The following is a 21,735-nucleotide window of genomic DNA, read 5'->3' as shown; positions in this document are numbered from 1 at the left end:
TTTAAAATCCCTTGGTTAATGCTGTTGGCTCAGTGTTGGCGGGCGACATTTTCATATGACATCGGCAAAGCCTTTGCGTGTCCTCTGGAACCAGGTAAATCCGGCCCATGCGATCAGTACAGACGCCGCCGCGTAAATTGCCAAGCTGCTCCATTGCGGCATCCTGCCCCAGAACAGCAGGTCGCGGGCGACTTCCACCGGCAGGGTCAGCGGGTTCGCCTGCAAGGCCGCCTGGTAGTTTTGCGGGAGCGTTGAGCGTGGGTAGAAAATCGGTGAGAGGAACAGCATGGCCGTGGTGACGATGCCAGTGAACTGGCCCACGTCCCGCAGGTAGACGCTGATGGCGGCGAGAAACCAGGAAACACCGAGTGTCAGCAACACCAGGGGCAGTACCACCACGGGCAGCAGGAACAGGGTCGCGGGCGGCATGCCAAACAGCAGGACGTAGAAGATCAGCCACGCCAGCAGGCTGACCGCTGCATGGAACAGCGCCGCGCCCAGTGACACCAGGGGGAGGATCTCCAGGGGAAAGACAATTTTCTTGACGTAGTTGGTGTTCGCCAGCACCAGCCCCGGCGCACGGTTCACGCATTCGGAAAACAGGTTGAACACCAGCAGGCCCGCGAACAGGATCAGGGCGAACTCGCTCTTGGATTCGCCGCCACCGGCCCAGCGGGCCTTGAACACGACGCTAAAGACGAAGGTGTAGACCACCAGCATGAGCGCGGGCGTGAAGAACGACCAGAATATGCCCAGCACCGAGCCCTTGTAGCGACCGCTGACTTCTCTGCCAATCAAGGTCCTGATCAGGTTTCGATGGGTGAACGCACTCTTGATCATGGCGATGGGCGAAGCGTTGAACGGCTGCATCAGTGGCGGGGTCCTTAAGACAGTATCGATCACAGGCGCCCTGACGAACATCGTCATGCACAGGTGAATCGACGGATCGAATCACCTCAAAGGCAGGGGGCCGGCGTTCCTGTCCAGACGGCGGGTTCTAGTGGTTATTCGTGGCCCCAAGGCCACTGTCGTACAGCCTGCAAGAGGGCTACACCTTACGTCCGTTGGGGCCTGTCGACAATAAAAACTCCCGGTTGCAGACGTCTTTCTGGATAGGAGGCGCGTGAGCGCAATGGGCGCGGGCAGGGCGGTTAATTGACGCCAGATCCTTGTGCCGGATCGACCTGGACGAGCCCGCCGCGGCGAACGTGAATTAATTGTCGGCGCCACGCACGCAAGGCTTTTTTTTCGTGGCGTCTGTGCTTAACTGCCCGCAACGTCCTGTTACAGCGCATGTTCCTGCACGCCGGTACAAACGGCAGTGATTCACGGATGGGTCTTTTTGCCGATGTCGAATGAAGTGGCGATCAACGCCGAAAACCTGAGCAAGTGCTACCAGATCTACGATGCACCCAAGGACCGCCTGTTGCAGATGGTGATGCGTGGCAAGAAGCGCTTCTATCGCGAGTTCTGGGCGCTCAACGATGTCTCCCTGAGCGTCGCCAGGGGAGAGACCGTCGGCATCATCGGCCGCAACGGCAGTGGCAAGTCGACGTTGCTCCAACTGATCTGCGGGACGCTGATGCCGACCCACGGCAGTGTCCGGGGCAACGGCCGGATCGCGGCATTGCTGGAGCTGGGAGCCGGTTTCAATCCGGAGTTCACCGGGCGCGACAACGTCTACATGAACGCCGCCGTGCTGGGTTTGAGCCGCGCGGAAATTGACGCGCGCTTCGAGGACATCCTGGCCTTCGCCAACATCGGCGACTTTATCGACCAGCCGACCAAGATCTATTCCAGCGGCATGCTGGTGCGCCTGGCCTTCGCCGTTTCCGTCGGCGTGGAGCCCGATATCCTGATCGTCGACGAGGCCCTGGCCGTCGGTGATGCGTCCTTCCAGTTCAAGTGCCTGAGCCGTCTGGAAGAGCTGACCGCCAAGGGCACCACGTTGCTGTTCGTCTCCCATGACATGAGCATGGTGAAGCGGTTCTGCCACCGGGTCATCTACCTGCGCGAAGGCCAGGTGGTCGCCAGCGGCGCGCCGGACGAAATGGCCGAGCTGTACCTGCTCGACATGCGTGACGAGCAGCGTCGCTGGGCCAGCGGCGGGGTCATACCGGTGACCCGCAAGCCGTTCATGGGCGGCCTGGACGGCATCGCGTTCGGCACCGAGGAAGGGCGCATCACGGCGGCCTGCTTCACCGATACCCAGCAGCTTACCTCCAGCTACTTGTATGGGAACGACATCGAGATTCGCGTGGAGGCAGTGCTGCATGAGTCGATTCGCCAGCCCAATATCAGCTTCACCATCCAGGAGGCGCGGTTGCTGGTCATCGGTGGGGCGAACTTTGCCTTGCCGATGGGCCCCGTCGAAAATGGCTGGCGACGGGCGGCGATCAACGTGCGCTTCCCGGCCAATCTCGCCGCGGGGCGCTACCATGTGACCCTGAAGCTGTTGCACGGGGTGACCGAAGACACTTCGCAATTGATCGAAAAACAGGTCGCGCCGCTGGCGTTCGACGTGTTGCCCAGCGCCCGCCATTTCCTCGGCATGGTCGACCTGGGCCTGCACAGCGTTGGCCCCGGTGCGCAAGCGTGCCTGGCCGAGGACAAACTCAAGGAGCGTGACGCGTTGACCGAGCCCACCCGCAAGCCCGACTGGCAGGTCGCGATATTCGGCACCTTCGATGTCGAGAATTACGGTGACCTGCTGTTCCCCATCCTCGCCGAGGCCGAGTTGGCACGGCGCTTGGGCAACGTCCACCTGCATCGGTTTTCCTATCACGCCAAGACCCCGGCCGAGTGGCCCTATGCGGTGACCTCGCTGACCGAACTGCCCCGTGTCGCCGAGGACCTGGACGGCGTGCTGATCGGCGGCGGGTTCCTGATCCGCTTTGACAAGGTCGTCGCCCCGGGCTATGGCCCGACGACCCCGGACATCCATCACCCCACGGGGTACTGGCTCACGCCGGCGCTGGTCGGGTTGCAGCATGGGATCCCGGTCCTGTGGAATGCCCCAGGGATGCATTGCAATCATGTTCCCGACTGGGCCAGGCCGCTGTTGACCATGGCCCTGGAGCAAAGTCGGTACGTGCGCGTGCGCGATGTACCGACCCGCGATGCCCTGGCCGCCTTGACCTCGCGGGCCGAGATCGACGTGCTGCCGGACACCGCCTTCGGCCTGCCGCGCCTGATCGATGAGCAGCAGCCTTCCCCAGCGTTCGTGCAACTGCGCGAACAGGCAGGGCTGGACCGGCCGTACATCGTGATCCACGCCATTCATGTGGTCGAGTCGTTCGTCCGGTTGTTCGAAGAGCATCCCCAGGCATTCGAGGCTTATCGCTTCCTGGTCGTCCCCATCGGCCCGGTGCTGGGCGACGACCCGTCGGTCATTGCCGCACGCCTGCCGGGGGCCGTCACCTTGCCGTTCTGGCCGCAACCGCTGTTGATGGCCGAGATACTCAGCCAGGCGCAAGCGGTGATCGGGCACAGTTATCACCTGGCGATCAGCGCGTTGGCGTTCGGGGTCCCGGTGTTTTGCTCGGCGGACCTGACCACGGGCAAGTACACGGCCCTGGCTGAGTTCGACTCGCTCCATGCGTTGCCCGACGTGGCGACGATCGATCCCCAGTGGTTTCTCTCGCGCGTTGGCAAAACGGCCCCGTCGCCGGCGGCGCGCGCAGCGGCGGACACCCTGATGGCGCATTGGGACCGGGTGGCCGACATCATTCGGCAGGGCCGCACGGCGTCCAGGCCGGCGCTGGGCGCGTTTTTGCAGCACCTGCCCAATCTGCTCGAAGAAGCCGCCGAGCGCGGCGCTGCCCCACATGCCCAGTGCGCGCCGGAGCCGATCACGCCTCCGGTCGTCGCTCCAGCCCCCGGCCCGTCGGCCCAGGAAGTTGCCCAGCAGGCGCTTATTTCCCAGCTCAGCCAGCAACTGGCGTCGAGTAATGCTAGGGTTCTGCAACTAGAAGGTTCCAGTTCGTTCCGAATGACCGCACCACTGCGCTCCATTGCCCGTGGTATCCGAAAACTGACAGCGACCCAGAATAAATAATGCTAGAACTTTTTCGCCTCGAATCGACTGCACTGAAGTCCTATCCATTCTCCTGGGCTGAAATCGCGAATCTGTATTCGGCCAAGGACGCCGCGGCGTTGGCCGAGACCTTTCCCCATGATCACTTCAAGACCGTGAGTGGCTATGGCGGCGAGAAAAACTATGACTACGAGGCGCGGGCATTGGTGGAGATGGGCACCCAGACCATCGCCTTTGCCGAGGCACTGAGCGATGTCTGGCTGAAACTGGCCCGGGACCTGGGTTCGGCGCCTTATCGCGAAGCCATGTCGCGATTGACCGGGATCGACCTGCGCAGCGTACCGATGGAGGTCAATGTCTTTCACTACGGCCCAGGTGCCAGCCTCGGGGCGCACCCGGATCTTCCGGACAAGCTGGTGACCCATATCCTCTATTTCAACGAGTCCTGGAACCGTGACGACGGCGGTTGCCTGCAAATCTTGAGCAGCAACGACCCCACCGCCGTGGTGGCCGAGATCGAGCCCCTGGTGGGCAACTCGGCGGTCCTGGTGCGCTCGGCCAACTCCTGGCATGCGGTGTCGCAGGTGGTGGGCAACTGCAACGCCTCGCGCCGTAGCCTGACCGCAACGTTCTACTGCCCTGGCTCCGTCAGTTCCATGTGGCCGCAAGGTGAGACGCCGGCGTTGCATGGCTACCCACGTGCATAAGCCCGACAGCAAGTTGGCCGAGCGCGAGGGTGTCGTGGCCCAACGGGATGCCGCCCTTCATGAACGCGATATCGCCCTGGCGAAAGTCGACTTCCTGCAGAAGACCAGTTCCTGGCGTTTTACCCAACCGCTGCGCACGCTTGCCCAATTGCTGCGCTATGGCTTTGCCGCCCGGCGAGACCCGCCCAAGCTGATGGAGGCCATCGTGCGTCCGGCCGGGCAGGAACTGTGGCCGATACCCGAGGTTGAACCGGACTTCGAGGCCTCGGGGCGCCTGGACATCCTCTGTTTCGCCAACATCGCCTGGGCGGCGCGATTCCAGCGGCCGCAGCAGTTGATGAGCCAGTTCGCGCAGCAGGGCTACCGGGTGTTCTATGTCGTGCCGTCCAGCGTGCCCGAACAGGGCCAGCCCTATCTGCTGACTGCCGTGGCGCCGAATGTCTATGAGGTCGCGCTGCAACGCGACACCCAGGACAAGTACTACGAAACCACGCTCTCGCCCCAGGGCGTCGAGCTTTATCGGCAGGCCCTGGCTGCGCTGGCGGCCGATTGGCAGATAAAGACGGCGCTCTCGGTGATCCACCTGCCTTACTGGAGCCCACTAGCACTGGCCTTGCGCGCCGAGCGTGGCTGGCGGATCCAGTACGACTGCATGGACGACTGGGACGGTTTTCCGAACATCGGCGAGCCGCTGCTCAGAGAAGAGCAGACCCTGGTGGCCGAGGCCGACCTGGTGACGGTGTCTTCCGCCTTGCTGCACGAAAAATGGTGCGCCAGTACCGCCCGATGCTTACTGGTCAGAAACGCCGTGGATTTCAATTTTTTCCATCAGCATTGTTTCGCCAATGACGTGCTGGAAGGGCTCGTCGGCCCTGTCATTGGCTACTATGGCGCCTTGGCGCAGTGGCTGGATTTTCCCCTGCTGGCGGCCTTGGCGGACCGGCGACCGGAGTGGAACTTCGTATTCCTGGGCGATGTGTTCGTCGACGACATGGCAGGTCTGGAGCACAAGCCCAACGTGCATCTGCTGGGCATCAGGCCCTACACCCAAATGCCTTTGTACCTGCATCATTTCGATGCCTGCCTGATCCCTTTCCGGCTCTATAACGTGACGCATGCGGTAGATCCGGTGAAGTTCTACGAGTACATCAGTGCCGGCAAACCGGTGGTTTCCACGCCGCTCAAGGAAATGAGCCTCTATGAGGACGTTTTGTATTTCGCCACCGGTGTCGATGAGTTCGTCGCCCAGCTCGAGCGGGCGCTGGCCGAGCGCGATCTGGCCAGCTACAAGAAACGCCTCGAGCTGGCCCGGGCCAATGATTGGAAGGATCGATTCGCCGCCACGCAACAGGCGATGGTGGCGCTGCACGAAAAAGTCTCCATCGTGGTGGTCACCTACCACAACCTCGCGCTGACGGTTCAATGCATCAACAGCCTCTTGCGCAACACCACCTGGCCCCACTACGAGCTGGTGGTGGTCGATAACGGTTCTGACGATGGCACCCGTGACTACCTGGAGCGCCTGCACCAGCACGTGCCGTGGGTGAAGATCGTCCTCAACGACGAGAACCGCGGCTTTGCGGCGGCCAACAATCAGGGCTTGAGGCAAGCGGACGGCGATATTCTCGTGCTGCTCAACAATGACACCGTGGTTCCCAAGGGATGGCTGGACCCGCTGGTCGGTCATTTACGCGATCCCGCTGTCGGCCTGGTCGGCCCTGTCACGAATGCCGTGGGCAACGAAGCGAAGGTCCCGGTGAGCTATACCGACATGGCGCGGATGCAGCGTTTCGCCGATGAGTACACGGCCGCCCATGCGGGGCAGTGTTTCGACATCGCGATGCTTGCCATGTTTTGCGTCGCCTTGCGCAGGGACGTCCTCGAGGCCGTGGGGTGGCTGGACGAAGCTTTCGGCATCGGCATGTTCGAGGACGATGACTACAGTCGCCGTGTCCAGGAAAAGGGCTACCGCACCGTCTGCGCCGAAGATGCGTTCATCCATCATTACGGGCAGGCTTCGTTTCGAAAACTGATCGCCAGTGGCGAGTACCAGGCCCTCTGGGATAAGAACCAGGCGTACTTCGAAAGCAAATGGGGACGCTGGCAGGCCCACGTGCAGCGCTGAAATGGCGTCAGCGCCCGGGCAGGTCCTTGTGGGTCAAGTGGAACGGCCTGGGTGAAAAGCCCAGTCGATCACGAGCGAGCGAGTGGTCAAACACCAGGTCCTGGTTCATGCGCTGCACCAGCGCGCTTGAAAGGTGCCGGTAACGCGGCAGGCAGCGCATCAGCGAAACCGCCATGCCCAACGCCGGGGCGGGCAGGGGCAGGGTGCGTTCCGGGCGCTCCAGGGCCTGGAAGATCCGGCTGACCATGGCGTGGTAGGGCAGCGTTTCGCCTCCCGAGAGGTTGTAGCCGCCACTGGGCAGGTCGTCGATACTCATCGCGGCCAGGCACGCCTGGACCACGTCGTCGCCGTGCACCGGCTGGCGCAACCCGACACTGCCACCGACGAGCGGGAAGCAGCCGAAGCGCTGGATGAACCGCGCCACTTGCGCAACGCTCTTGTCACGGCCCAGCCCATAGACCAGCGTCGGTCGCAGAACGACCCACTCGATCCCTCGTGCCGTTGCCCATCGTTCAAGGTGCGTTTCGGCATCGACCAGACGTTGTGCTATGTCCCTTTCCCTGGGATCCGGTGACATCGCCTTGGCGAAGCGGCTCGTGGAGGACAAGACAACGATGCGCTTGAGCTGTGTGTCGGCCAGGCGCTGCAGATAGTCCGGCAGAACCCAGAGGGGCGCAAAGGACAGGCATGCATCCAGCACCAGCCCTTGCCAGTCATCGGTGTGTCGCCAGCCGGCGCCAGGCAGCGGTGTGTTGGGCAGCGCTCGGGTAAAGGGGGTCACGGCATGACCCGCGTGGCCCAGCAGCGCCACGGCACGCTCACCCCATACGCTGGAAGCTCCCAATAGGCCGACGCGCAACTTCAGGCGCCTGCCAGTCGTTTCAAGGCCTTCACCAGTCGGCTGACAGCGTGACGGCAGACCATCAGGCCAAATCGGAACCAGACGCCAACGACCACGCTGACCCACAGAAACGCCGAGTACTTCTGGCGAAAAAACTTGCCATAGAACCGCAGGATGCCCTGGTGCTTGTGCCACTCGACGAAATACGGACGATGCCGGCTGCAGCCGCCGAACACATGCATGACCCGGGCATCCGGTACGAACAGGACGTTCCAGCCGGCCTGGCGAAAACGCATGCACCAGTCCAGGTCCTCGCAATGCAGGAAGTACTGCTCATCCCATGGCCCGACGCTCTCGATGGCCTCGCGCCTGACCAGCATGCACGCGCCGGAGATGGCTTCGACGACGACGGGGGCGGCCGGTAGCGGCTCTTTATGGAGCAGGAAGTCGGAACAGGCCGAGGGAAAGATTGTGGCCATACGTGAGAGCCCGAAGGCCCGCATGAACGCCCGTCGTGGGGTGGGGAATACCCGACGGCCACCGGGTTGTTCACTGCCGTCCGGATTACACAGAAAGCCGCCAACCATCCCGATCCCCGGTGAGCTGTGCAGCGCCAGCAGCAGGCGGTCTATGGCGTCGACGGCCAGCACCGTGTCCGGGTTCAGGAAAAACACATTGGGTGCCGTCGTCAGGCGTGCACCCTGGTTGCACGCGACGGCGAAGCCGAGGTTGGCGGTGTTCTTCACGATCTGGAGCGAGCGGCCGCTGCCGTGGGAGCTTTGCAACTGGACCAGGCTGTCGTCGCGGGAGTCGTTGTCCACCACGATGACCCGGGCTGCACCCGCGGCTAATACGGAACCGACACACTCAACCAACAGTTTTCCCGCGTTGTAATTGACGATGACCACATCACACTCATCGCGTCGAGGTGTCTTGTGCCGCTCATCCGTGGCGGCCAGTTGCACTGCTTCCAACTTCATCACTCCGTTTGCCGGGCTGCGGCACTGATAGGGAAGCTACGTCCAGGTAGCGCGCAGGAACAGGGGCCAATAGGGGTTGGATCTCCGGGATCTGCGAAAGGTGCCATCGTATCAACACCTGTCTTTTTCTGTTGCGAAATAAGACGTTGCACGGACGGCTGATGGGACGGCAGGTTTGCTCCCTGGGTTCATTGGGCAGAATGTTTCCACTGAACGTGTAGGACTTGGCTGTAGGTTTGTGCGCCGTTTCACCCAAGAATCGCGAACGGTGGCGCGTTGTATTCCACAATACAATCGCGCATTCGAACCCGGCACGGGATAATACGGGCCGGTATGGAGTCTCAAGCGCTCCCTGATGGCAATTGCAGTACGCAAGGATCGAACGCAATGACAGATTGGCTGCAGAGCTACGGAGAGATGGCCGAACGGGTGCGCCGCCATGATTGGGACAACACGTCGCTCGGACCACCGAAACAGTGGCCCGATGTGTTGAAGACGACCGTTGCGCTGAGCCTTGCCTCGCATTTTCCCCAGGCCATTATCTGGGGCCCGGACCTGATCACGCTGTACAACGACGCCTTCCTGCCCATCCTGGGAAACAAGCCCGAGGCCTTGGGGCGGGGGTTCGATGAGGTGTGGCGGGAAGTCTGGAGCGATATCAGCCCCATCGTGCGGGCCGCCTTCGAGGGGCAGGCCACGTACATCGAGAACTTTCCCCTGGTCATCGAGCGCGGGGGCGGCCCGGAACAGGCCTACTTCACCTTCTGCTACAGCCCTATTCGCGACCAGTTCGGCAAGGTCGTGGGCATGGTCGACACCGTCACCGAGACCACCTCCACGGTGTTCATGACCCAGCGCCTGGCCGTGCTGGATGCCATTGGTAACGCGGTGGCCAATGCCACCGACCCGCAGGTCATCATGGCCACCACCACGCGCATCCTGGCGGCGCACCTGAACCTGTCCAACTGCGCCTATGCCGACGTGGACGAGGACGAGGACGGTTTCACGATCCGCGGTGACTGGGCCCGTGCGGGATCGCCGCATATTCTGGGACATTATCGCCTGGCCGATTTCGGTCGGCTGGCGGTCGGCAACCTGCGCGCCGGCAAGCCGTTGGTGATCAACGACAACCAGGTGGAGCTGGCACCGGAAGAAGCGGCGACCTTCCAGGCGATTGGCATTGCCGCGACCATCTGCGTCCCGTTGATCAAGAACGGGCGTTTGACGGCGCTCATGGCGATCCACGATAACAACCCGCGCGTCTGGTCCTCCAACGACCTGGCGCTGTTGATGGAAGTCACCGAGCGATCCTGGGCCCACATCGAGCGCTCTCGGGCGGACGCCGCGGTGCGTGAAGGCCTGGCCGCACTGGCTGAGCTCAATGCAACGCTGGAGCAGCGGGTCGAAGAGCGCACTACGCGGCTGAAACAGACCGAGGCGGCGCTGCGCCAGTCCCAGAAGCTCGAGGCCATTGGTCAGCTCACCGGCGGCGTGGCCCACGACTTCAACAACCTGCTGACGATCATTCGCTCTTCGGTCGATTTCCTGCGCATGCCCAACCTGTCCGAAGAGCGTCGGCAACGGTACATGACCGCGGTCTCCGAGACGGTGGAGCGCGCTGCGAAACTGACCAGCCAGTTACTCGCGTTTGCCCGGCGCCAGCCGCTGAAGCCGGAAGTCTTCGAGGTGGGCAAGCAGGTTCAGAGCCTGGGTGACATGCTGGAAGCCGTCACCGGCGCGCGAATTCAGGTCAAGGTCGAGCTGTGCGGGCGTCCTTGCTACATTCGCGCCGACCTGAGCCAGTTCGAAACGGCCCTGATCAACATGGCGCTCAATGCCCGGGACGCCATGGACGGGCAGGGCACGCTGTGTCTCAGGCTTCATTGCGGCAACGGCATGCCCCCCATCCGCGGCCACGCCGGGGCCCGGCAAGCGTTTGCCGCCATCGCCCTGGCGGACACCGGCACCGGCATCGCGACGCACGTGCTCGAACACATCTTCGAGCCGTTCTTCACCACCAAGGAAGTGGGCAAGGGCACCGGGTTGGGGTTGTCCCAGGTGTTCGGTTTCGCCAAGCAGTCCGGTGGTAACGTCGATGTCTCCACCGTCGTCGGCGGCGGCACGGTGTTTACCTTGTACCTGCCGGAAGTGGAGGCCGAGGACGTTCAAGAGCCTGGCCGGGAAGAGGTCACCCAGATGGTGCTGGAAAAAGGCACTCGGCGCGTGCTGGTCGTGGAAGACAACCTCGAAGTGGGGCGTTTTGCCAACCAGATCCTCCAGGACCTGGGTTATGAAACGGCCTGGGCTACCAACGCCGAGCAGGCGCTGGAAATGGTGGGGCCGGATGCGATGGCCTTCGATGCGATCTTTTCGGATGTGGTCATGCCGGGCATCAGCGGGATCACCCTGGCCAAGGAGCTGCGCGCGCGCCGTCCGGACTTGCCGGTGGTCCTGACGTCCGGCTACAGCGAAGAGCTGGCGCTGAAGGGGCATGAAGGCTTCGAGTTCTTGCCCAAACCCTACTCGGCCGATCAGGTTTCGCGGATTTTACATCGCACCCTGCTGGGCTCCGAATGACCGTTTCCTTTCTGAAACAGTGAGTTCCATTCGTCGGTGAAGGGCGTTATCGGACTGTCAGTCTGTTGCTGACCGACTAGTCTGAAGCGCGTAGGGCCGATATTTTCCAGGCAATGGTTGTTGCCGGTATGGGCCTCGATGAAAGGGGAATGGCAATGGGAGCAGCGTACAGCGAGGACAATGCAGCCGTGTATCCGATCAACGAAGGGCTGCAGTGTGGTCAGTCGGCCTATCGGTCGGACTTTGGCGATGAACCGATCAAGTCCATCAGAACCAAGGTGTCGAAGGTGCAGCGAGGCGAAAAAGCCAAGTTCCTGCCCAGGATCCCGGTCAAGAAGTAACCGTGCAGCCCCGTTATCGAACGGTAATGCTGTTCACTTGAGGTTTATCACTTGTCGTGGCGAGGGAGCTTGCTCCCGCTGCGAGCGCGCAGCGGTCCCAAGCTTTTGGGGCTGCTGCGCAGCGCAGCGGGAGCAAGCTCCCTCGCCACGGGCCGGTGACGTCCTTACCTTAAGTGAACGGTATTACGTTATCGAACGGGGCTTTTTGTTGAGTTGCCGAAAATATTTTTCATCTTTTTTCAACGGAGTGTTTCTTTCACGTTTCTTTCACAAGCGGGCACGTAGGCTGAACTCATCCGTTAGAAAGCAGTACCTGCCCGTTTCCCCAGCGGGCTTTTTTTTGCCTGTCATAAAACGACGGCCTTCCCAGCGGCAAGAAGCACGAGAGAAAGCGCCGCTTGGCCCCACTGTTTTGCATCTGAGCACCTGAAATCATCCGGAACGTTTAGCGTTCTCTCGCCTCGAATTGTTACATCCATCAACAATTGCGAGGTGTGCCATGACCCCGGAAACCGAAGGCAAGGAAGAAAAAGGCCCGTCGGGCCTTCCTTTCGTCAATGACCCGGGCAATGAAGACCCCGGTTCGCTGATGGACGACGCCCAGGTCCCGCTGATCGACGACGAAGACGCCGAGCTTGAGGATGAGTCCTACGATTGAGGCGGGTTCGATCCGCCTCTGGAGGCTGTCATGACTGCCGATTCGCCCGCGCCCGATGACGAAACCCCGGAATACCCGCTGCCATCACCCACCAATCCGCTGAGTCGCGACCAGCTTCCGCCCGATGATGACGCGGCGGCAGAACAGACGCCTCCCGAGGACGATGATGACGGCGAGGCCGGGCCGGGCTGATCAGCCCGGTCCACCGCCTGTCGATCCGGCGGCACCATCGGCGTGCTGCCCTTGCCACACATCAGGTAAGTACCTCGAAAAGGAGACTCACCATGATGAAGTCCAATCTCACCGCGCTGACACTCGCCGGGATTCTTTCGGCCAGCTCCCTGAGCGTTTTCGCCCAGTCCTCAAGCGACAACCCGCCCGTGGACAAGGGTGGCATGCCACCTTCCACCCAGATGAATGCCGACGCCAACGGCAATGCCTTGCCACCGGGCTCCGTGAGCGGCGGCAATGGCGGCGACGCCAGCGGCAGCAGCACCAGCCCTGGCACCGGCGGCGGTTCGACCAGCGGCAGCAGCACCATGGGCGGTGATTCGGCCGGCGCCAGCACCAGTGGCGGCACGGGCACCAGCGACAGCGGGGGCAGCGGTGGCGGCTCGGGCGGTGGCTCGGGTGGTTCCGGCCAGTAACCGTTAGCGCCCTTCAACTGCGAGGCCGCCCGTAGGAGCCAGCTCCCAGGGGCGGTATCGTCGATTACCCGTTGCCTGCTCCAAGCCCCCCTCGTTATGCTGCTGAATCCTTTAAGGCGAATACCTTCCCTGGCCGCACCTGAGCCATCCCTGGAATGTTGTGTTGATAACGGATCAGATGCGATGAATGCACCGCTGAAAGAGTTTGGCCCGATCAAGGCTGTGATTTTCGACATGGATGGGTTGTTGCTGGACACCGAGGGCATCTACACCGAGGTCACGTCCATCATCGCCGAGCGCTACGGGCGTACGTTCGACTGGAGCGTCAAGCAGAACATCATCGGCCGCGGCGCCGGCGACCTGGCCCGCTATGTGGTCCAGGCCCTGGAGTTGCCGATCACCCCCGAAGAGTTCCTGGTGATTCGCGAGCCGCTGATGCGCGAGCGTTTCCCCCATGCCCTGGCAATGCCGGGGGCCGAGGAACTGGTGCGGCATCTGAAGGCCAGCGGCGTGCCCATCGCGGTGGGCACCAGCTCCTCGCGGCACACCTTCGCCTTGAAAACCACCCTGCACCGGGACTGGTTCGCGTTGTTCGACTTCATTGTCACGGCGGACGACCCGGAAGTGGGCGCCGCGAAACCGGCCCCCGATATTTTCCTCGTCGCGGCCCGTCGTCTGGGCGTCGCCCCGGCGGATTGCCTGGTGTTCGAGGATTCTCCATTTGGCGTGACGGCTGCGAAGGCGGCCGGCATGACCGCCATCGCGATCCCGGACCCGGCCATGGCGGATGAAAAATACGCCCATGCCGACGGGATCATTCGCTCGTTGAAGATGTTCCAGCCAGGCCTTTGCGGTTTGCCCGAGCTGGAATGGGCCTGACAGGCCCGCGCTAGACAGCGGAACGCCGGTCAGGGTCGAGAACCCTGGCCGGCGTTTTTGCATGCCTCGATCAAGCCCCGAAGCCGCCGTCGATGGTCAGGCTGGCCCCGGTGATATAGGCCGCTTCCGGGCCCGCCAGATAGGCCACGAAGCTGGCGATTTCATTCACGTTGCCGTAGCGCCCGATCGCCATCAGCGACAGCAGGCTGGAGGCGAAGTCGCTGTCGGCCGGGTTCATGTCGGTGTCCACCGGGCCGGGCTGCACGTTGTTGACCGTGATACCGCGGGGCCCGAGGTCGCGTGCCAGGCCTTTGGTCAGGCCCACCAGGGCGGATTTGCTCATGGCGTAGGCGGCGCCGCCGGCAAAGGGCATGCGATCGGCGTTGGTGCTGCCGATGTTGATCACCCGGCCACCCTCGCTCATGTGGCGGGCGGCCGCTTGCGTGGCGACGAACACGCTGCGCACGTTGATGGCCAGGGTCCGGTCGAAATCCTCGAGGTTGAATTCTTCCACCGGTCCCATGGCCAGGACGCCGGCGTTGTTGACCAGGATGTCCAGCCCGCCGAAGGCCTCGGCGGTGGCCGCGACGGCATTGCGGATGGCCTCGGCGTCGGCGCTGTCGGCCTTGATGGCCAGGGCCTTGCCGCCCGCTGCGGTGATGCTGTGCTGCAGCTCTTCAGCCTTGGCGGCCGAGCTGACGTAGGTGAACGCCACGGCGGCGCCCTCGGCGGCCAGGCGTTTGACGATGGCGGCGCCGATGCCGCGGGAACCGCCCTGGACCAGGGCCACTTTACCGTTCAGTGCTTGCGTGTTCATGGTGTTCTCCAAAAGGTGCCGGGGCGAGATGCCGCGGTGATGGGAGGAGTATCGACATCGCGTCGTGGGTTGTGTAGACCGCCCTTGCTATAGTCTGTGTAAACCAAAAGTTTGGAATGGCGCCCATGGAAACATTTAGTAGTATCGAATGCTTCGTCCGCAGCGCCGAGGTCGGCAGCTTCGCCGAAGCAGCCCGCCGCTTGAGCCTGACCCCGGCGGCGGTGGGCAAGAGCGTGGCCAAGCTTGAAGCGCGGCTGGGCGTGCGGCTGTTCCAGCGTAGCACTCGTCGACTGACCCTGACGGAAGCCGGCCAGTTGTTCCTGAGCGAAGTGAGCGGCAGCCTGCACACCATCCAGAACGCCGTCGCCAACCTCGCCAGTGCGGGCGGACAACCGGCGGGTACGCTGAAGGTGAGCATGGGTACGGCGTTCGGCCGTTTGTACGTGGTGCCGTTGCTGGGCAGTTTTCTACGGCGCTACCCGGCGATCAATCCCGATTGGCATTTCGATAATCGGCAAGTGGACTTGATCGGCCAGGGCTTCGATGCGGCCATCGGCGGTGGTTTCGAGCTGCCCCAAGGGGTGGTGGCGCGCAAGCTGGCGGTGGCGCATCGAGTGCTGGTGGCCTCCAGGGATTATCTGCAGGACCATGCCGCGGTGATCGAGCCGGACGATCTGGCGCACCATCAGGGCATCCTGATCCGTTCACCGCAGACCGGGCGCGTCCGTTCCTGGCAACTGACCCATCGCAGCGGGCAGCACAGCCCGCTCGTGCTCAAGGCGCGCATGACCATGAGCGACTCGGAAGCCGACTGCGCCGCCGCGGCCCAAGGATTGGGCATCGGTCTGGTGAGCATGCCGGTTGCAGTGCCTTACCTTGATTCCGGCGCGTTGCTGCGGGTGCTGCCGGACTGGTACGTCGACGATGGCAACATTTCCATTTACTACGCCGAGCACAAGTTGCTGCCGGGCAAGACCCGGGCGTTCGTGGACTTCATCATCGAACAGTTCGCGCAGCAGGGGTTGGCGGCGCGGTTCAGCGCGGTTTGAGCCTGGCTTCAGGCCGACGTGTGCCTATCGCGAGCAAGCTCGCTCCCACATCGAACTGTGTTGATCACCGCATTTGTGTGCGACACAGACCCATTGTGGGAGCGGGCTTGCTCGCGAAGAGCTCAACTCGGTTCAAGGCTGGGGCTCACCGCCCAAACCGCCCCGGCCAGCCAATGATGGTCTTGGGCCGGGGTGTTGCATAGGTGCGTACTTTCGACGTCGACAGCCCCAGTCGTACCAGGGACTCGGCGATGGTCACGGCGGCGGTGACGCCATCGACCACCGGCACCCCGGTGCGCTGGCGGATCTGTTCGTCGAGCCCGGCCATGCCACCGCAACCCAGGCAGATGACCTCGGCCTTGTCCTGGCTGACGGCCAGTTCCGCCTGCTGCACGATGGCCTCCACCGCCCGTTGCGGATCCTGTTCGAGTTCCAGCACCGCCAGGCCGCTGGCCCGCACCGAGGCGCAGCGGTCGAACAGGCCGGATAGCTTGAGGCGGTCCTCGATCAGCGGCACGGTGCGGTCCAGGGTGGTGACCACCGAATAGGCGTGGCCGAGGAACATCGCGGTGCTGGCGCCGGCGTCGGTGATGTCCACCACGGGCACGTTCAGCAACTCCTGCAAGCCTTCGCGGCCATGCTCGCCGTAACCGGCCTGGATCACCGCGTCGAACGGCTGGTCGTAGGACATCACCCGGTCCATCACTGCGATCGCGGCCAGGTAGCTTTCAAAGTTGCCTTCGACCGAGTCGGCGCCAAAGTGCGGCGTCAGCCCGATGATCTCGGTGCCCGGCGCCGCCACGGCCTGGGCCTGCTGCGCGATGGCCTGGGTGATGGACTCGGTGGTGTTGACGTTGACCACAAGAATTCGCATGAGCAGTTTCCTTAACGCAGAAAAGACGGCGACCCGCGTTGGGGCCGCCTTATGGATCAATGGCTGACGTTATCCACAGCGATGGATTCACCGCTGACGTCTTCGTAGTAGGGCTGGCGCTTGGCGATGATCAGGTACAGCAGCCCGGCAATCGACGCGCCGATCAGCCAGGAAAACGGTGAGACGCTGTCGAAGCCGGGCACCAGTGCCAGGACGATCGCGATCAGCGCCGCCGGAATGAACGCCGCCACGGCCCGCAGGTTGACGCCGTTGCTGTAGAAATACGCGCCGTTCGGGTCTTCGCTGTACAACTGCGGCACGTTGATGCGGCCTTTTCGCAGCAACCAGTAATCGACCATGATCACGCCGTACAGCGGGCCGAGCAGGGCACCCAGGCCCGACAGGAAATACACGATCACCAGCGGGCTGTTGTACAGGTTCCACGGCAGGATCAGCACGGCAATGGCGGCGCTGATCAGCCCGGCGCGGCGGAAGTTCAAGTACTTGGGCGCCAGGTTGCTGAGCACGAACGCCGGGGCGACGAAGTTGGCCATGATGTTCACCGCCACGGTGACAATCAGGAACGCCAGGCAACCGAGCACCAGGAAAAACGTGTTGGGAATCGAGGCGATGACCTGCGTCGGGCTTTCGATGACCTGGCCGTTGATCTGGAACTGCGCACCGCACAGCAGGATGGTGATCGCGGCGAACACCAGGATGTTCACCGGCAGGCCCCAGAAATTACCGACCACGATGGTCCGCCGGCACGGCGAAGAGCGGGCGAAATCGCAGAAGTTGAGGATCAACGTGCCGTAGATCGCCAGCCACAGCGCGCCGCCGGCAAAGATGTTGCGCCACATCTCACCGCCGGTGAGGGGCTCGCGGATCGACCAGGCGATGGTTGCGCCGGCCTGGGTGTACATCCAGCCGGCCAGGGCGGCGACGGTGACCAGGATCACCGGGCCGGCAAAGCCTTCGTAGCGGCGCACCGTTTCCATGCCGTAGGCCAGGATCACCAGTTGCACGAACCAGATCGCCACGAAGCACACCCAGCCCAGACTCGACAGGCCGAGGATCGAATTCTGGTCGTATTCGGCGAAGCCTGGATGGATCGCGGTCAGCAGCACACGGAACACCACCGACGCCAGGTAGGTCTGGATGCCGAACCAGGCAATGGCGATGACCGCCCTGATCAAGGCCGGGATCTGCGCCCCGTGGATACCGAAGCTGATCCGGCTGATGACCGGAAACGGCACCCCGGTCTTCTGCCCCATGTACCCGGACAGATTCATGAAACCGTACACCAGCGCCGCCCCGATCCCCAGGGACAGCAGGATCTGCCAGCCCCCCAGGCCTAGCGCATAGAGGCCGATGGCGAACGAATAATTGGCGATGTTGTGAACGTCGTTGGTCCACAGGGCAAAGATGCTGTAGCGGCCCCAGCGCCGGCCTTCGGCCTTGGTCGGGGCCAGGTCCTTGTTATGCAGCCGGGGGCTCAGGGCCAGGGAGGCCGCCTGTTTGTCAGTATGGGCGGTAGTGGAGGAGGGCAGATCCAGCGCGATGTTATTGGAGAGACTTGTACGCATTCCGGCAGGCTCCTGATTCTCGGCGCAGCGATGACTGGGCATGAGCGCAAGGCTCGACAATCTTCGTCGCGGCGCGGCGAGCATCTTGGTTATGGGGCATCTGCAGCCTGTACGGGATAGGGCGCTTCAGGCTTGCGGATCTAAAAGTGTGTGTAGGTTTTATTTGGGTTGTATACAAAACACTTGTCGACTCAAGCCAGATCTATGCCAGCCGCGGATCTAAACGACGCGCCTGTCATTTCGTTTGGTTATTGATTTTGAATAAGTAGCTGAAAAATAGACGGTATAAATTGACCGTTTGAACAGGTATTTATTTTTTCAGTGGGCGTGGCAGGGCGCAGAAGGGAGGCGGGGTAGGGAGATAGGTGTAACTTTTCAGGGCATTGATGGATAAAGTGCACACAAAAATGGCACCTGTGGTGACATTTCTGTGTACAAGGTCGAGGCGGGCGTCGGTCTGTGCGGTATCAGGCCTTGGATTTGCTGATGATATTGCCGGCGTGCAGCCCGCATTCCTTCTGGGTCGCTTCTTCCCACCACCAGCGCCCCTCGCGCTCGTGCTGGTTGGGCAGTACCGGGCGGGTGCAGGGTTCACAGCCGATGCTGATGAAGCCGCGTTCATGCAGGCTGTTATAAGGCAGCTCCAGCATGCGGATGTAACCCCAGACTTCCTCGCTGGTCATTTGCGAGAGCGGGTTGAACTTGTACAGGGTGCGCTCCGGGGTGGAGAACGCCGTGTCGATTTCCAGCACGGCCACCTGGCTGCGGGTGCCGGGGCTCTGGTCGCGGCGCTGGCCGGTGGCCCAGGCGCGCACACCGGTGAGTTTGCGGCGCAGCGGCTCGATCTTGCGAATGCCACAGCACTCGCCATGACCGTCCTTGTAGAAGCTGAACAGGCCTTTTTCCTTCACGAAGGGTTCAAGCTTGGCGTGGTCCGGCGAGATCAGCTCGATGTCGATCTTGTAATGGTCGCGCACCTGGTCGATGAACCGATAGGTTTCCGGGTGCAGGCGACCGGTGTCGAGGCTGAACACCTTGACGTTCTTGTTCAGTTTCCAGGCCATGTCCACCAGCACCACGTCTTCGGCGCCACTGAAGGATATCCACAGCTCGTCACCGAACTCGGCGAAGGCCAGCTTGAGAATGTCCTGCGGGGACTTGTTGGCATAAGTCGTGGCGAGTTCCACGACGTCAAACGATGGGCTCATCAGGGCGGTTTCCTACAGGTCGGTGGCGCTGAGCGCTCTATAGGGGGCTGATGGTAACAAAAGCTGTCGGTACTGGCGCGCCCTGTGCGTTGCGCCGGCACCGGTGAATGGCTAGAGTCGGCAGGCCTTTTGTTCCCTCAACCGATAAACATCAATAAATGGGAGTGTCCTGTGGAAATCGCCTGTCTCGACCTGGAAGGTGTGCTGGTCCCGGAGATCTGGATCGCCTTCGCCGAAAAAACCGGGATTGAATCCCTCAGGGCAACCACTCGGGACATTCCCGACTACGACGTGCTGATGAAGCAGCGGTTGCGCATCCTCGACGAACACGGCCTCAAGCTGTCGGACATCCAGGAGGTGATTGCCACGCTCAAGCCGCTGGACGGTGCCATCGAGTTCGTCGATTGGCTGCGCGAGCGCTTCCAGGTGGTGATTCTTTCGGACACGTTCTATGAATTCTCCCAACCTCTGATGCGCCAGTTGGGCTTCCCCACCTTGCTCTGTCATCGTTTGATTACCGATGACAGCGGGCGAGTGACGGGCTACCAACTGCGTCAGAAAGATCCCAAGCGGCAGTCGGTCCTGGCCTTCAAGAGCCTGTACTACCGAGTGATTGCGGCCGGAGATTCCTACAACGACACCACAATGCTCGGTGAAGCCGACGCCGGCATCCTGTTCCATGCGCCGGACAATGTGATCCGGGAGTTCCCGCAGTTCCCGGCGGTGCACAGCTTTGCCGAGTTGAAGCAGGAATTCCTCAAGGCTTCGAACCGCAACCTCAACCTGTAACCCCAATCCCTTGTGGGAGCGGGCTTGCTCGCGAATGCGGTGTGTCAGAAATGATGATGGTGACTGACACACTGCATTCGCGAGCAAGCCCGCTCCCACAGAAGATGTGTGGTCACTAAAGGTTCTGCAGGGTATCGAGCAGCACCTTTACCTTGGTAATCGACTCCTGATACTCCGCCTGCCAGTCCGAATCCGCGACAATCCCGCCGCCGCCCCAGCAGCACACCTGCCCATCCTTGACCAGCAGGCTGCGGATCGCGATGGAACTGTCCATTTCCCCGCGCACGTCCAGGTACAGCAGCGAGCCGCAATACAGGCCACGTCGGGTCGGTTCGAGTTCATCGATGATCTGCATGGCGCGGATCTTCGGCGCGCCGGTGATCGAGCCGCCGGGGAAGCTACCGGCGATCAGGTCCAGGGCATCCTTGTCGGCGGCCAGCTCGCCGGTCACGCTGCTGACCAGATGGTGCACGTTCGGGTAGCTTTCCAAGCTGAACAGCTCCGGCACCTGCACCGTGCCGATGCGGCAGGTGCGGCCCAGGTCGTTGCGCAGCAGGTCGACGATCATCAGGTTCTCCGCGCGATCCTTGGGGCTGGCCAGCAGGTCGGCGGCGTGGGCGGCGTCCTCGGCGGGCGTCGTGCCCCGGGGGCGGGTGCCCTTGATCGGCCGGGTTTCCACGTGGCCCTGGCTGACCCTGACGAAGCGTTCGGGTGACAGGCTCAGCACGGCGCCGCCCTCCGGCAGGCTCTGGAACCCGGAAAAAGGCGTCGGGCACGCAGCCCGCAGTGCCACGTAGGCCGCCCAGGCATCGCCCTGGCAAGGTGCGCGAAAGCGCTGGGCAAAATTCACCTGATAGCAATCGCCGGCCTGGATGTACGCGTGGATCTGTGCGAGCGCCTGGCGATAGGCGTCGGCGCTCAGGTCGGGTGTCATCGGCCCGGCCAGGCTGAAGTTGTCCACAGGCCGTGGGGCCGCCTGGCTGAACAGTGCAATCAGGCGCTGGCGTTCGGCTTCGGCGCAATGGGGGTGGAACACCAGTTGGCTGGTGCCGGCCTGATGGTCGCTGACCAGCGCCCAGTCGTACACGCCGAAACGCGCGTCGGGCAGGTGCAGGTCGTCCTTCGCATGGGACGGCAGGGTTTCGAGGTGTCGGCCGAAGTCGTAGCTCAGGTAGCCGATCAGGCCACCGGCGAAGGGCAATTGCACCGTGGCCGGCAGGACAGCATGCCCCAACCGGGTCAGTTGGGTGCGCAAACGTTGCAGGAAATCGCGACCACTCTCGTCCGGCAGCACCGCCAGTTGCGCCAGTGGCCAGGCGCTGAGCACATCATAACGCCCGCGTTCAGCACTCGGCCGGCCGCTGTCGAGCAGCACGCTGCCAGGGGCATGACGGATGGCCGCGAAGTACTCGGCGGGGTTGGCGCGGTAGGGCAGTGGGTGTACGGAACAGGTCGGCATGGGCGGGGCGGATCAGCCATTGAGGCGGGGGAGCGATTGTAATCCCTGTGTAGGATTTGCACCTAGAGGGATGTCGGAGATGGGTAAGTTTGGCGGCAGATACAACCCTGCACAACCCGTGGCGAGGGAGCTTGCTCCCGCTGGGTTGCGAAGCAACCCCCA

17 protein-coding genes are annotated in these 21,735 nt (G+C 62.6%); 9 read left to right on the top strand and 8 right to left on the bottom strand.

Going from position 1 to position 21,735, the window contains the following annotated elements; translation table 11 throughout:
- Window positions 1–51: 51 nt before the first annotated feature.
- Window positions 52–870 (bottom strand): sugar ABC transporter permease, encoded by an 819-nt coding sequence (locus tag VM99_09205; GenBank protein AKJ98228.1) that lies wholly within the window; start codon window positions 868–870, stop codon window positions 52–54.
- A gap of 478 nt (window positions 871–1,348) precedes the next feature.
- Between VM99_09205 and VM99_09200 the strand changes: the two genes are divergently transcribed.
- From VM99_09200 to VM99_09190, 3 genes are read left to right on the top strand one after another with little or no spacing between them, the layout of a single operon-like run.
- The gene (locus VM99_09200) at window positions 1,349–4,057 is read left to right on the top strand and encodes an ABC transporter ATP-binding protein (GenBank protein AKJ98227.1); all 2,709 of its coding nucleotides are present in this window, start codon (window positions 1,349–1,351) and stop codon (window positions 4,055–4,057) included.
- A complete protein-coding gene (locus VM99_09195; GenBank protein AKJ98226.1) occupies window positions 4,057–4,743 on the top strand; it encodes an oxidoreductase in 687 nt (228 codons plus the stop codon). Before VM99_09200 ends, VM99_09195 begins: the two co-directional genes overlap by 1 nt.
- A complete protein-coding gene (locus VM99_09190; GenBank protein AKJ98225.1) occupies window positions 4,736–6,868 on the top strand; it encodes a glycosyl transferase family 1 in 2,133 nt (710 codons plus the stop codon). Before VM99_09195 ends, VM99_09190 begins: the two co-directional genes overlap by 8 nt.
- A 7-nt stretch (window positions 6,869–6,875) precedes the next feature.
- Here the strand turns inward: VM99_09190 and VM99_09185 are convergent, their stop codons facing one another.
- Complete coding sequence (locus VM99_09185; GenBank protein AKJ98224.1) at window positions 6,876–7,727, bottom strand: epimerase; 852 nt, start codon at window positions 7,725–7,727, stop codon at window positions 6,876–6,878.
- Between the two features lie 2 nt (window positions 7,728–7,729).
- The gene (locus VM99_09180; protein AKJ98223.1) at window positions 7,730–8,689 is read right to left on the bottom strand and encodes a glycosyl transferase family 2; all 960 of its coding nucleotides are present in this window, start codon (window positions 8,687–8,689) and stop codon (window positions 7,730–7,732) included.
- Window positions 8,690–9,076: 387 nt separating this feature from the next.
- On the opposite strand from VM99_09180, the gene VM99_09175 reads away from it, so the two are divergent.
- The 4 genes from VM99_09175 to VM99_09160 all read left to right on the top strand — a co-directional run bounded on the left by VM99_09175 (window position 9,077) and on the right by VM99_09160 (window position 13,791).
- A complete protein-coding gene (locus VM99_09175) occupies window positions 9,077–11,266 on the top strand; it encodes a diguanylate cyclase (GenBank protein AKJ98222.1) in 2,190 nt (729 codons plus the stop codon).
- Between the two features lie 155 nt (window positions 11,267–11,421).
- Window positions 11,422–11,607 carry a hypothetical protein gene (locus VM99_09170; protein ID AKK01720.1) on the top strand — a complete coding sequence of 62 codons (186 nt, stop codon included), beginning with the start codon at window positions 11,422–11,424 and terminating at the stop codon, window positions 11,605–11,607.
- A gap of 942 nt (window positions 11,608–12,549) precedes the next feature.
- Entirely contained in the window at window positions 12,550–12,912 is a 363-nt protein-coding gene (locus VM99_09165) for a hypothetical protein (protein AKJ98221.1), read from the top strand.
- 183 nt (window positions 12,913–13,095) lie between these two features.
- Window positions 13,096–13,791, top strand: a complete 696-nt coding sequence (locus tag VM99_09160) for an HAD family hydrolase (GenBank protein ID AKJ98220.1) — start codon at window positions 13,096–13,098, stop codon at window positions 13,789–13,791.
- A gap of 70 nt (window positions 13,792–13,861) precedes the next feature.
- Here the strand turns inward: VM99_09160 and VM99_09155 are convergent, their stop codons facing one another.
- Window positions 13,862–14,608 carry an oxidoreductase gene (locus VM99_09155; GenBank protein ID AKJ98219.1) on the bottom strand — a complete coding sequence of 249 codons (747 nt, stop codon included), beginning with the start codon at window positions 14,606–14,608 and terminating at the stop codon, window positions 13,862–13,864.
- A gap of 125 nt (window positions 14,609–14,733) precedes the next feature.
- Here VM99_09155 and VM99_09150 point away from each other — a divergent pair, with 125 nt between their 5' ends.
- Complete coding sequence (locus VM99_09150; protein AKJ98218.1) at window positions 14,734–15,657, top strand: LysR family transcriptional regulator; 924 nt, start codon at window positions 14,734–14,736, stop codon at window positions 15,655–15,657.
- 145 nt (window positions 15,658–15,802) lie between these two features.
- Here VM99_09150 and VM99_09145 read toward each other — a convergent pair whose 3' ends face one another.
- The 3 genes from VM99_09145 to VM99_09135 all read right to left on the bottom strand — a co-directional run bounded on the left by VM99_09145 (window position 15,803) and on the right by VM99_09135 (window position 19,325).
- Window positions 15,803–16,531, bottom strand: coding sequence for an Asp/Glu/hydantoin racemase (locus VM99_09145; GenBank protein ID AKJ98217.1), 729 nt, complete (start codon window positions 16,529–16,531; stop codon window positions 15,803–15,805).
- A gap of 56 nt (window positions 16,532–16,587) precedes the next feature.
- On the bottom strand, window positions 16,588–18,117 hold the full coding sequence (locus tag VM99_09140; GenBank protein ID AKJ98216.1) for a nitrate reductase: 1,530 nt from the start codon (window positions 18,115–18,117) through the stop codon (window positions 16,588–16,590).
- Window positions 18,118–18,584: 467 nt separating this feature from the next.
- Window positions 18,585–19,325: a phosphoadenosine phosphosulfate reductase gene (locus tag VM99_09135; protein ID AKJ98215.1), complete on the bottom strand. Its 741-nt coding sequence runs from the start codon at window positions 19,323–19,325 to the stop codon at window positions 18,585–18,587.
- A gap of 171 nt (window positions 19,326–19,496) precedes the next feature.
- Here VM99_09135 and thrH point away from each other — a divergent pair, with 171 nt between their 5' ends.
- Window positions 19,497–20,114, top strand: coding sequence for a phosphoserine phosphatase (gene thrH / locus VM99_09130; GenBank protein AKJ98214.1), 618 nt, complete (start codon window positions 19,497–19,499; stop codon window positions 20,112–20,114).
- A 115-nt stretch (window positions 20,115–20,229) separates the two neighbouring features.
- Here thrH and pabB read toward each other — a convergent pair whose 3' ends face one another.
- Complete coding sequence (gene pabB / locus VM99_09125) at window positions 20,230–21,573, bottom strand: aminodeoxychorismate synthase (GenBank protein AKJ98213.1); 1,344 nt, start codon at window positions 21,571–21,573, stop codon at window positions 20,230–20,232.
- Window positions 21,574–21,735 lie beyond the last annotated feature (162 nt).

This window comes from Pseudomonas chlororaphis (genome assembly GCA_001023535.1).
Classification (GTDB): Bacteria; Pseudomonadota; Gammaproteobacteria; order Pseudomonadales; family Pseudomonadaceae; genus Aquipseudomonas; species Aquipseudomonas chlororaphis_E.
This window is presented reverse-complemented; position numbering and strand designations above follow the sequence as displayed.